Annotated in this window: 8 protein-coding genes; 3 read left to right on the forward strand and 5 right to left on the reverse strand. The window is 66.1% G+C overall.

Translation table 11 applies throughout. The features are described from left to right. Positions 1-35 precede the first annotated feature (35 nt). Together KV110_RS24880 and KV110_RS24885 are read left to right on the forward strand one after the other, a co-directional pair. The gene (locus KV110_RS24880; protein ID WP_218469695.1) at positions 36-458 is read left to right on the forward strand and encodes a DUF6841 family protein; all 423 of its coding nucleotides are present in this window, start codon (positions 36-38) and stop codon (positions 456-458) included. Positions 459-877: 419 nt separating this feature from the next. Continuing rightward, positions 878-1,480 carry a hypothetical protein gene (locus tag KV110_RS24885; protein WP_218469696.1) on the forward strand — a complete coding sequence of 201 codons (603 nt, stop codon included), beginning with the start codon at positions 878-880 and terminating at the stop codon, positions 1,478-1,480. A 219-nt stretch (positions 1,481-1,699) separates the two neighbouring features. On the opposite strand, the gene KV110_RS24890 is transcribed toward KV110_RS24885, so the two are convergent. The 5 genes from KV110_RS24890 to KV110_RS24910 form a co-directional block, all read right to left on the reverse strand. Next, positions 1,700-2,086: a hypothetical protein gene (locus KV110_RS24890; protein ID WP_218469697.1), complete on the reverse strand. Its 387-nt coding sequence runs from the start codon at positions 2,084-2,086 to the stop codon at positions 1,700-1,702. A gap of 311 nt (positions 2,087-2,397) precedes the next feature. After that, positions 2,398-2,727 carry a hypothetical protein gene (locus tag KV110_RS24895; protein WP_218469698.1) on the reverse strand — a complete coding sequence of 110 codons (330 nt, stop codon included), beginning with the start codon at positions 2,725-2,727 and terminating at the stop codon, positions 2,398-2,400. Positions 2,728-3,989: 1,262 nt separating this feature from the next. After that, positions 3,990-4,811 carry a hypothetical protein gene (locus KV110_RS24900; RefSeq protein WP_218469699.1) on the reverse strand — a complete coding sequence of 274 codons (822 nt, stop codon included), beginning with the start codon at positions 4,809-4,811 and terminating at the stop codon, positions 3,990-3,992. Between the two features lie 622 nt (positions 4,812-5,433). After that, a complete protein-coding gene (locus KV110_RS24905; RefSeq protein ID WP_218469700.1) occupies positions 5,434-7,749 on the reverse strand; it encodes a tetratricopeptide repeat protein in 2,316 nt (771 codons plus the stop codon). Between the two features lie 185 nt (positions 7,750-7,934). Next, the gene (locus KV110_RS24910; protein WP_218469701.1) at positions 7,935-8,108 is read right to left on the reverse strand and encodes a hypothetical protein; all 174 of its coding nucleotides are present in this window, start codon (positions 8,106-8,108) and stop codon (positions 7,935-7,937) included. A 95-nt stretch (positions 8,109-8,203) separates the two neighbouring features. On the opposite strand from KV110_RS24910, the gene KV110_RS24915 reads away from it, so the two are divergent. Beyond that, entirely contained in the window at positions 8,204-11,824 is a 3,621-nt protein-coding gene (locus tag KV110_RS24915; RefSeq protein WP_218469702.1) for an nSTAND1 domain-containing NTPase, read from the forward strand. The last annotated feature ends 489 nt before the right edge of the window (positions 11,825-12,313 follow it).

Genomic DNA, 12,313 nt, shown 5'->3' on the forward strand with positions numbered 1-12,313 from the left:
AATTCCATCGCTAACATCGCGCTATGACCTTGCCCGTGAGCAGCGACATCAGCGCCGAGGTGCAGGCGTTTTTCGATCGCTACGTCGCCGCGTGGCACGACCACACCTCCCCCGCGCAACAGCGCGAGGACACGGCGTGGGTGCTGGAGTTCTATGGGGTTCCGATTTCCCTGATGACTCCTGCGGGCTACATCGCGTTCACCGACCAGCGTTCCCTGCTCGAGGCATACGGTCAGGAACTTCAGCGCCTGAGCGACGACGACTATGCCGACAGCATTGAATCCGGACGCAGCGTGCGTGTCCTCAACGACCTGGCAGCAGTCATCGAAACGACCTTCACCAGAAACGACCGCCAGGGCCAAGTGATCGAAAGTTACCAAGCCACGTTCCTCGCCGCACGTACCGACCTCGGATGGCGATTTGTATCCATCGTCAACACCCCCACCGAGGCGGGCTAGCTCTTCACCACTGATAGCCATCGGGATTCAACACCGGCATACAGAAGGCCGGGGCCATGCAATCCCTAGTTATCGGCAGCTGCAATCCAATCTACGTTCACTCAACACCCGATTGTGGACCTGGGATGCACCCGACGCGCTATCCGTAGCCGCAACCGGTCACGCTCAACGATCAACCCGCTAGAACATCTCGGTACCCGCAATGCGCGGTAATGCCGCATGGCGCGTGTTTGGGCGGTCATCCAGAAGGTCGACTGGCACGCCTTCTCAACGCGCAAATGCCTGCGGGCTCAGGATGTCTCTGTCCGTCGCTTTCCTGCGTCTGCACCTGCTCGAGCGGATCTTGCGGGCGATACGAGCGCCACATATGGTGAGGCCATGATCTTTTCCTGTGGAAAGGGCGTCCTGCGCCCCTGCCGGTGACCCCCGGCAAGTGGCTGGATCCCGGCGACGCCGATGACCAGGCCACTGTTCGTGCCGACGCGTTGGGTCCGCAGCCGCAAACCGAGGCGCTGTCTGAACCGGATTTCGGCATGGCCATCAACAAGATTCAGTTCGACATACAAGTCGAATTCCGCCGCCCACGCCGCTGGCTGCTCGCCGACATGCTTCCGATCGTGCGATGCGACCGGATCATGCCCTGTATCGACAGTGTGCCACTCACCGACCTGATCGACAGATTCGAGCTAGAGGCAGGTATGCGGCCGGCAGGTGGGGCATACGGGGGTCTCATCCCGGCGTACTCTCGGTGCCTCCGGTTGGATGACCACTTCCATGGAAGGTCCACCATGGCAACGGGATCCAAGACGCCCGTGCTCGTGTGTGAATGCGGTGAGTGGGGCTGCTGGCCGCTGCTGGCCGAGATAACCGTCACTGACGACCTTGTGCTCTGGGATTGCGCCGAACAACCCGATCGCCGGGCACGCGACTATGGCACGTTCGGTCCATTCCGATTCGACCGCAAGCAATACGACCACGCTCTCCGGAACCTGATCAAGCCGATCAGATCAGACATCGCGTGAACCACGGTTCGCCGCAAGCCTGATCAACGGAACTCGCTGCTCGCATCCCGCGATGCACGCTCATGCCGCATGGCGCGCCGACCGGACCGGCCGACTCGGGATTGTTCGACGGTCGACTCCGAGCTGACCGGATCGACGATGAAGCTCGCTACGCAGCGTGCACTCACGAGACCGGCGGCGACGGCGGGCCGGTCGCGCCGCCGAGCGCGCCGGGCGAGATCAGAGACCGCAGGGCGTGCCGGCGGCGTCCAAGGCAGCGGTGAGAGCGGGATCCCCCATCACCCTGTCGAAGTCGTCGAGGTTCGTCGCGGTCTCGAGCCGACTCAGCTGTGCCGCAGCAGTATTGAGCGCGTCTTTCAACGCGCCCGGGTCTGCGGCGTCCGCCACGACGCGGAGGTCCCCGGCGGTGTCGAGGTAGATCTGCCGCAGTTCGGAGAACGAGCCCGCGCCGCCGAGTGCTCCGAGCCGGTTATTCAAATCGGTCCAGGCCTCATTGAGGGCGGCGCATGTCGCCTTGTCGTCGACCGCTCCCGCAGTACCGGCAACCGCGGTGAGTCCGCAAGTGACGACCATCAGCGCCGACACGACAAAAGCTGTTCGTCGCATGGGCATGTCCCTTCTCCCGAGGCGATCCCCGGCACCGGACATCTTCTCAGCACAGCGAAGTGGTGCGCGACGCGGGGGGAAGAGTCCGGCCCGGACTGTGCAGGCATCGGCGGAAGGCCGTTTCGAGGTTGAGCCTTACCGACGCTGTTGTGCCACCAGATCAAAGTCCGATGCGACGAACGTCCTGATCCGAAGACACAGTCGACCCGTCCCGCTGCTCGCCGCGGCTCGAAATCGGACGCGGATGTCCGTCGGCAAACGTGCTGTAATGCCGCGACCCGCGCGTTCGCGAACGTCTGCGTCTGCCGATGTCAGGGCGATGGCTTGGCGTCGATCTCAACCCCTTCGAGCGCTGCCAGCACCACGGCTATGTCGCGCACTCGCTCGAAATACTCCGCTTCGTACTCATCTTCGAGGTGCGGCAAGATCCTGCCCAGCGACTCAATGCATTTGACCAGAGCGCGGCGACGGCGATCATCCAGTGCGTGAGACAGGGCAGTATGGACGCAACCCGCCGTGGCCCCATCCAGCATCACCAGGTCCACGCCCGCGATGTCGACGCCACGTGCACGTGGCGGAAATGGGGCTTGTCGATGCTCGCCCCATAGCCGCTCGAGCGATTGGCGACTCGGCTTGTCCATACTCGAAATCTTTGTCCCCCAAGCTTATAACCGCGATACCCGAGTTCCGGCGGGATGTCGAGCCTGGATGCCGAACGCACGCTCATGCCGCGACTCGCGCGTTCCGAGCGGATGGTGGCCAGCCGCGTATCGGTTGGCCACCAACACCTCTGAAACGTCCACTATTGCCGAATAGGCGCAGCACAGCGAGGCTCCTCGCGTCGTAAGCCCCCGCGTGCCGGACCAACTCGACAGACGAACTCAGTCGCCGACTTCAGAGCCGCGTGGCAGCTCACTACCGGGGGCGCACCACCCGGTAAGACGATCCATCAGATCAAGCACATGTTCTTCGGCAGGATCCTCGTAGTTCCGCAAAACCCCTGCCCGCGTTCTGATTTGCAGACGTGCGGCAGTACAGGCGCGGATAACGTCTGCGAGAGCGATTCCCGACGATAGTGCGGCCTCGGCAACTACAGCCAGTGCAGCACTGGGCTGTTCGCCACTGGCTGCCGTCACGAGATCGCCGGACAATCGCGGATCCGCGCCGCGGCCAGCGCTACGGAGGGGTCCGGCCAACGCGTCAGCCGGTTCGGAGCTGCTCACACTGCCAGTATGAGGGCGTCCACTCAGCACTTTCTCTGACAGGGCAAACCGGCCTTCGACCCAACACCCAATCGGTGTGATTGCGACTCAGTGCCAGATCCTGACCACCAACTCACCGCGTGGATTCGACCCAATCCTGCCTCCATAGACCGGGACCACGCCAGTCATACTGCCCGTTGCTGTAACGCAACGTCCGCACATGCCGCGACCCGCGCGTTCGCGAACGTTCGCCTCTGCCGAATGTCGTGTACTCCTCTGGGAGTCCGCCTCCGCCGGGCGCTCGATGATCGAACACCCGGCACGGTCTCCATCGCCCTGGGCCAGGTCAACCCGGTCCCCTCACAAAGATGGCTCCGGTCAACCGAGATGCCGACGTAAGCGGCATCTCGGTGAGTGCCGGAGCCACCTTCAACATCGTGATCCGATGGAGGATGGGGACCAGGTGATCGTCCGGAGAGCGCGTCGCCGTCAATGACGCACTGCGCCGGTACCACTCAGGTCAGGTCGCAGGTCCAAGCGTACTATTTGCGATCCGCTCGAGCGCGCTCCGAACTGTAGGTGTGCGACTCGGCAGTGCACCTTTCACATCGGCAGCGGATCGGCCGCCAGGCACCTCCAGGCCGGAGCCGCACTGACGATTCGATCTCATGGAACGCGCGGTAATGCCGCATGGAGCGCGTTCAGCCGACCCATCCACGGGGCGCGCGGCGACGAACCTTGTTGTGGCACGCGGTGATCGCACATTCCATAAGAGAGACGAGCACAGCAGATATGAGGGACACAGCTTCCTTGTCGGTTATCTCTTCTTTGGAAGCAGCCTTCTTGGCCAGAGTATCCATCGATTCTTGGATGCTTGGGGAGAAGGCGTCCTTGCTGGCGTACAGGTTGAAGCCGATCACCGTCTCGGCGCCCTCTTCCAAGTTCCCGACGCCGGTGAGTAGTTTGTCCATCCCACGCGCGACTGCCTTGCCGTCCTTCGCGTTTTCGATCTCGTCAACCGCGCTTTGCAGGTCTTCCGGCAGCGCTTCCTTGATCGCCTTGCCCTGATCTTTGCACGACTGCGATGTCGATTGCGCCTGCGCGGGTACGTGTCCGCTCTCGATCGCGAGAATCAAACCGCAGGCCGTCGCACACACGCCTATCACCAAACCGACTCGCACCCATGATCGCGAATTCCCCACCATAGACCTCACAGAGGTTCCTTCCTTGCTGTCGCGCTGAGCTTGTCGCGGTGTATTCGGCGCGGTCGGCCCTTCAAATGGGGATTGCAGGTCGATCCGTCGGCCCCAACCGGCCGCCGGATGCAAGGCAACTGGAACCACGACAAAGCCCACCACCGCTGCCGCTTCCCGGCCGAATACGCCATCGCCAACAACATCGACCATCCAGCAGTGGTTTACCTGCGAGGAGACCAAATCATCGGCCCCGTCGACTCCTGGCTCGCCCAAGTCTTTCGCCGCGATCAGATCGAGCAATCCCTCGCCATGCTCGAACAAGCCCAACCAGACAGCAGCGCGACAGTAACCTCGATGCGCGCTATCCAGCAGTCACTGAACGAATACGACCGCAAGCTCAACAGCTACCGCGCGGCGCTCGAGGCAGGCACCGACCCCCCTGATCGCGACCTGGACACGACAGGCCCGAGCCGAATGAGAAGTCGCCGGCCAGCTGACCGCCATGGAGGCCACAACCGAAGCCCGGCCCACACTGAGCCGCAATGAGATTCGCCGACTCGTGAAGTCTTTCGGCGGACTGATGAAGATCCTGCGAGCCGCCGATCCCACCGACAAACTCGAGGTCTACCGACAACTCGGCCTCAAAATGACCTACAACCACGAAACACGGGTGGTGGTGGCTGAAGTTCAGCCACCACCACCCGTGTGCGTAATGGTTGTGTCCGGAGGGGGACCGTTTGTCCCGATCGAGCGCGCGGGTCGCGGCAGTAAGGGTCACCGCACGTAGCGGGCCTCCTGTGCGGTAAACCTGCGGCTACCTAATCTCAATCACTGGCGGGGGTGATGGGTTGAAGGCGCGGGAGGACGATCCAGGCGATGGATCGAAATCCTGCCTGAACCGTCCAAGTGACGTCCATGACTTCGCGCTGGTGGCGGCCCAGCTCATCCCCTAACTGGGCTTGGCAGACCAGCGTGCTGTGCTCTCCGGGACTGCCATATCGACGCTGTCGCCCGACCATATCCCTTGGTCATCGAGGTGGCCGGTCAATCGGCCTTTGCGGCCGTCGATCCAATGGATCTCGAACACCACGTCGCGGGCACCCAGTTGGCCTGCTCGGATCGCTCCCGTGCTTCCGTCGTAGGCCGCGCTGCCGTCGAAGTTACCTGCACCATCGGCAGGGTTCACGTCCAGCTGAATGAGAAAGCCGTTGGTCTGCCACATTGTCCACCGGCCGATGAACACCCCCAGCCCGGCGAGCCGCTGCTTCGCAGTGTCGAGCTTCGCCGCGTCGCCGAGCCGGGTGAACACGTCCACCGCCTCGCGCAGCGCGGTGATCGCCTCGTCGCGCCTGCCCGCCTCGGCCAGGTAGGTGGCCAACGGGTCCACCAGGATCTCGCCGAGACCCGGGTACGCCGGGTCGTACTCGGCGATGTCGCGGGCCAGCGACTCGCCCTCCCGCGCCCGCGTGATCGCACCGTCCCGGTCGCCGGCCGACCAGAGTGCTCTTGCCTCGTCGGTGAGCGCCCGCACCCTGGCCTGCGCGTGAGCCAACGCCCCCTGTCGCGCCGGAGCGATCACCTCCGGAACGTGCCAGCCGCCAGTGCCCTCCACCCACATGACCTTGATCGAACCGTCCGGCGCGACGAATATCGCATCCAACTGATCCCGAAACCCTTGCCGAACCAATGTGATCGGCGTGTTCGGGCGGATTGTTCCGGCCGGGGCGATGGTTTCGGGGGCGTGCCAGCCGCCGGTCCCTTCTACCCACATGAGCTTGACCTCGCCGTTGGGTCCGGCGAATACCGCATCCAGCTGGTCATGATCGCCCTGTACCGCCAACGCGATCGGCGTGTTCGAGCCTATTGTTCCGGCCGGGGCGATGGTTTCGGGGGCGTGCCAGCCGCCGGTCCCTTCTACCCACATGAGCTTGACCTCGCCGTTGGGTCCGGCGAATACCGCATCCAGCTGGTCATGATCGCCCTGTACCGCCAACGCGATCGGCGTGTTCGAGCCTATTGTTCCGGCCGGTGCGATGGTTTCGGGGCCGTGCCAGCCGCCGGTCCCTTCTACCCACATGAGCTTGACCTCGCCGTTGGGTCCGGCGAATACCGCATCCAGCTGGTCATGATCGCCCTGTACCGCCAACGCGATCGGCGTGTTCGAGCCTATTGTTCCGGCCGGTGCGATGGTTTCGGGGCCGTGCCAGCCGCCGGTCCCTTCTACCCACATGAGCTTGACCTCGCCGTTGGGTCCGGCGAATACCGCATCCAGCTGGTCATGATCGCCCTGTACCGCCAACGCGATCGGCGTGTTCGAGCCTATCGTTCCGGCCGGGGCGATGGTTTCGGGGCCGGTCCAACCCTGCTGCCTCTCCCTCCCGTAGACGATCTTTACTTCACCATTTGGTCCAGCGAACAACGCGTCGAACTGCTTCAGCGACCCATGCCTTTCCAATGCAATGGGAGTGCGGGGGCGCGCGGTGCCCGACGGGGCGATCGTGCTGATGGGCGTCCAGCCCCCGCCGGAGCCGGAGACCGACGTTACTTCGAGTGATCCGTCGAGCCCGACTACGACCGCGTTCACATCGTCGTCAACACGCGCGGCAGTGATCGGCGCACCGGCGGGCAGGCCCGCGGTGGACGGTCCTACCCGATAAGAGATCCAATAGTGCGAATTGTCACCACAGCCCGGCGGGCTATTGGTGCCAGGATTGTCCTCGCTGAAGATATTGACCTTGCCCCCGGCGGTCATGACGGCCAATTCGGCAGCGGTCCACATGAATGCGCCGCCAGCCACCTGCCCGTCACAGTCGGCCGTGAGCATGTTCAGCACCTGCTGAGCGGCCAAGATTCCGCCGAAACCGGCAAGATAGGCAAGACTTGCCGCACCCGCACTGGCTCCAGGCTCGACCACCTTGCCTGCCAACGCACCCGCGAACGAATCGGCCGCCTTATTGAGCACGTCTACGAAGCCGCTTTCCTTGTGTCCGCCGTTGACGAGCAGGAACGACCAGGCGACCCATCCGCCATCTGGATTGTCCGGGGTGGGGCCCGGTACCGAAACCTCGTCCCAGGGCAGGAAGAGCCGCCCCTCGTCGCCCGTCCCCCAGTCACCGAGCGCGCCTCCGTGTGAGCCCCAATGCTTGTGCAGACCACCCGCAGCGTTGTACACCGTCAGACCTGTGGACGCGTACAGCGTGTCCTTCTGCGCCGATCGGAGCGATGCGATGTGAAAACTATCGATGCCGAATCTGTAAGTCCCCATATGTACTACTCCTCCACTTACAACAGGAACGCGGTCGAAGCCCGCCCCCTGTATGTTTTCGATGCCCGTGCTCGAAGCCGGGTCTGATCTGGCCTAACCGGACCACCGCTGAGCGGCTCGACCTCCTCTGCCTGGCCACCGCTTCGGAGCCGTCCACGCTCCCGTCCCGTTCACCGACGCCACGTTCAGCGTGCCGGAGTTGTCGACGAACGCTGCGGTGAGCGAGTTGTCGTTCGCCTGGCCAAGCGCTTGTAGGCCCCGGTGATGATCTGGGTGTCCTGTTTGACCAGGGCGACGACGCTGCCGGGCACCCCGTTGCCGATCAGGTCGCCGGTGTCCGACGTGTTGGGTGATCTCATGGTTTCCCCTCGGATGAAAACGGATGACAATAGCGGTCTATCCCGGTCCCGTTGTTTCCCGCCGGGGAAAGGTTGAGGAAACAAAGGAGCTTGAGGTGCCACGAGCGGAGCGGCCACTGGACACGGTCGACACGACGCTCGGCCGGTTCGCTGATGGCCTGCGGAAACTGCGTGAGAAGGCGGGCAGCCCGACCTACCGCGAACTCGCGTCGCGAGTGGATTACTCGGTGGCTGCGCTGTCCAAGGCAGCCGCTGGGCGGACTCTGCCGAGCCTCGCCGTCACCGTCGCCTACGTCCGGGCGTGCGATGGCGACGTCGACTTGTGGCGCGAGCGGTGGCGCGAGGTTGCCGCCGAGCTGGCACTTGAATCCGAATCCGAATCCGAACCTGATACCGGTCCCGCGCCGTACGCCGGGCTGGCCGCGTTCCAAGCGGCCGACGCGGACCGGTTCTTCGGCCGGGACGCGGTGGTCGGCGAACTGGTCGGGCTGGTGCGGGAGCGACGGTTCACCGGCGTGTTCGGCGCGTCCGGGGCGGGCAAGTCATCGGTGCTGCGCGCGGGACTGCTGGCGCGGACCCCCGGCGTGGTGATCACCCCCGGCCCGGAGCCGATGGTTGAGCTCACCCGGGCCGCAGGGGCCGACCTGCTGGTCGTCGACCAGTTCGAGGAGGTGTTCACCCTCTGCGGCGATGACGAGCGGCGGCGGTTCATCGACGCGCTCGTTGAGCTTCCCCGGGTGGTCATCGGCGTCCGTGCCGACTTCTACGGCCGGTGCGGGGACCACCCCCGATTGATCGACGCACTGCGCGGCGGCCAGCTCCTCATCGGTCCGATGAGCGCCGAGGACCTGCGGCAGGCGATCACCCGCCCGGCGGCCGGTTCCGGCTGCATGGTCGAGGCTGCATTGGTATCACGGCTGATCGCCGACGCCACTGGTCAGCCGATGGCCCTGCCGCTGGTGTCGCACGCGCTGCTGGAGACATGGCGCAGGCGCAGCGGCGCCACGCTGACCGTTGCCGGGTACGAGGCCGTCGGCGGCATCGAGCACGCGATCGCCCGGACCGCCGAACGGGTCCACGCCGCGCTCTCCCCGCCGGAGCAGGACATCGCCCGCCACCTGTTCCTGCGCATGACCGCCGTCGGCGAGACCGCCGATCACCTCAAGCGTCGCGTCCGCCGCCAGGAGCTCGACACCGATGACGGAACGCTCGCCATTCTGGAACGGCTCACCAGGGCTCGGCTGCTGACCGTCGACGAGGACACTGTCGACATCACCCATGAGGCGCTGATCCGGTGCTGGCCACGCCTGCGCGAATGGGTCGCTGAAGACCGCGACGGCCTGCGGATCCACCGCCTGCTCACCGACGCCACCGACGCCTGGGAGGCGCACGACCGCGATCCGGGCACGCTCTACCGAGGAGTCCGCCTCGCTGTCAGCCGCGACTGGGCGGCCGACAACGACGCCGCGCTCACCACCCGCGAACGCGGGTTCCTCACTACGAGCCTGGACGCGGAGACGACCGAGCGCGCCACCGCCGTCCGGCAGGCGCGCCGGTTGCGCAGGCTGGTCGCGCTGCTCGCCGTACTACTGGTGCTGGCGACGGCAGCCACCGTGTTCGCGGTGCGCTCGGAACGCGCCGCCGAGCGGGAGCGGACCGTCGCGATCGCCCGCCGGGTGCTGACCGACGCGACCGCGCTCCGGTCGGCGAACCCGGGGCTCGCCGCGCAGCTCGCCCTCGCCGCGCACCGGATGGCGCCGCTCGCGGAGACCCGCGACGCCCTGCTCAGCGCATACGGAACGGCGCACTCGACCCGGCTCACCGGCCACGCGAGCAACGAGATCTTCCTCGCGTACGCCCCGGATGGCCGGGTGGTGGCGACCGTCGGCGAGGACCAGACACTGCGTTTGTGGGCCACATCCGACCCCGCCGGCCCGAGGGAGATCATGGCGCTTCAGCTCGGGGAGCGGTTGATGGCGGTGGGTTTCGCGCCGGGCGGAGCCACGATGGTGACGATCGGGGAGCGCGGCACCCGGATATGGGATGTGACCGATCCGCGTTCCCCGGCCGAACTCGCGAGGATGGGCGCCCCAGCGAGCACGATCGCCTCGGTGGCGTTCCACGGCAACGTCATGGCGACCGCGACGAACGATAAGTCCGTCCAGCTCTGGGACATCCGCGACCCCCGGCGGCCCCAGGAATTGGGCGCGTTCTCCGGTGACGCGGATCGATTGCACCAGTTGGCGTTCAGCCCGGACGGCCGGACGATGGCCGCCGCAGGCGGCGACACCGTCGGGCTGTGGGACGTCACCGACCCGCGCACGCCCCGTCCGATCCGCGTTCTGACCGGGCACGCGGCGCTCGTCTCCGGCGTGACGTTCAGTCCGGACGGCCGGTTCATCGCGACAGCGAGCTGGGACCACGACGTGCGGCTCTGGCCGGTCCCAGATGGTGCGCCCGCCGTCCTCTCCGGGCACGCGGCCGCCGTCACCTCGGTCGCGTTCAGCCCGGACGGTCGCTGGCTGGCCTCCACCGGCGGCGGCACGATCCTGTGGGACGTGACCGATCCGGCGCGCCCCGGCAATGTCACCACGATCCCCGGCGGCCGGTCGGCGGTGGCGTTCAGCCCGGACAGCGCGACGGTCGCCGCCGTCGACGACGACAAAGCTGTTCGGCTGCAAGACCTTCGGGCGCTCCCACTGGTCGGCCACCGCGACATCGTCGCGGACGCCGCGTTCGCCCCGGACGGCCGAGTCCTGGCCACTGCCAGCTGGGACGGGACCGCACGCCTGTGGGACGTCAGCGATCCCCGCGTCCGGCGCCCGCTGGCCACGCTCACCGTCGGCGCCCGCCCGAGCCGGTCGGTGGCGTTCTCCCCCGACGGCCGCACGCTGGCGACCGCGTCCGAGGACGGTATCGCCGTGCTGTGGAAAGTCGATGATCCCCGACGGCCGCACCGGCTGTCCGAGATCGCCCCGGGGCCGGGCGAGGTCGTCGCGGTCGCGTTCAGCCCGGACGGCCGCGTGCTGGCGGTCGGCGGGCACCAGGGCGTGAGCCTGTGGGACGCGACCGGTCCGCGACTGGTCGCCCGGCTCGGTGACCGCCCCGAACTGGTGTGGTCGCTGGTGTTCAGCCCAGACGGCCGGACAATCGTCGCCAGCGGCGCCGGCCAGCGCAAGACCCAGATGTGGGACGTCGGCGATCCGCGATCCCCGCGAGAGCTGGAGCTCCCACCGGGCGACTACGTGGTCACCGCCCGATCGTTCAGCCCGTACGGACGGATCCTGGCCACCCTGAACGCCCCCGACAAGTCGGTGCGGCTATTCGACGTGACCGACATAAGCCGCCCGCGGCCCGTGACCACGCTTCCCGGCCACCCCGGCATGGTGTGGATGTCAGCGTTCAGCCCGGACGGGCGCCTGCTGGCCACCGCCGACACCGACGGGGCGATCCGGCTGTGGGACGTGACGCGACCGGACCGCCCGGTGCACGCCGGCACCATAACCGGCCATAGCGACGACGTTGGCGCGGTGGTGTTCAGCCCAGACGGCCACCTCCTGGCCAGCACATCCGCAGACCGCTCAGCCCGCGTCTGGGAGACCGACACCGCCCGCATCGAGGCAAGCATCTGCGCCACGGTGCGCCCGCGGATCAGCCGCGAGGAGTGGAAGCGCTACCTCCCGGAGATGGACTACGAACCGCCGTGCGGGCCATGAGCTACCGCCGTGCGGGCCATGAGCTTCGGCCTCCGCGAGGAGTGATCCCACCTGCCCGGTGTGGCGGCCAGCGGCGACCACAGCGTCGGGTTCGGTGTCAGCGGCAAACACCGGATCGAGAGCCCGGTCTCGCCGTGACATGGCATGAACCCGAGGTGCAGCCATCCTGGTAGGGGCTGACCATGAGCTATAGCGCCGAATTCTTCGACGATATCCCGGTCGAACGCTTTCACGCCGCTCTTCAAGCCGAAGGCTGCGATGAAATGGACCGCCCTGGCTCCACCTGCCCGCTTAACCTGCTGCCACTCTTTCAGGACCCTGGCCCTTTGTTTCCGGCGTTCACCGGCAACTGGCCTACGCTCCTGGCGACTATCCGCGGGCAGAAGGGATCCACCACGCGACCCTCAAGCTGCCGGTCTGGCACCGAAACGAGGACCTACCGCTGGTCGACCGCTACATCGAAGCCATCTACAAAGTCATCGCACACCA

The organism is Nocardia iowensis (genome assembly GCF_019222765.1).
Taxonomy (GTDB): Bacteria; Actinomycetota; Actinomycetes; order Mycobacteriales; family Mycobacteriaceae; genus Nocardia; species Nocardia iowensis.

Coding starts and splice junctions, on each gene's coding strand:
- KV110_RS24910 (WP_218469701.1), bottom strand. CDS start 8,108: ATGAGATCACCCAACACGTCGGACACCGGCGACCTGATCGGCAACGGG.
- KV110_RS24905 (WP_218469700.1), bottom strand. CDS start 7,749: ATGGGGACTTACAGATTCGGCATCGATAGTTTTCACATCGCATCGCTC.
- KV110_RS24890 (WP_218469697.1), bottom strand. CDS start 2,086: ATGCGACGAACAGCTTTTGTCGTGTCGGCGCTGATGGTCGTCACTTGC.
- KV110_RS24895 (WP_218469698.1), bottom strand. CDS start 2,727: ATGGACAAGCCGAGTCGCCAATCGCTCGAGCGGCTATGGGGCGAGCAT.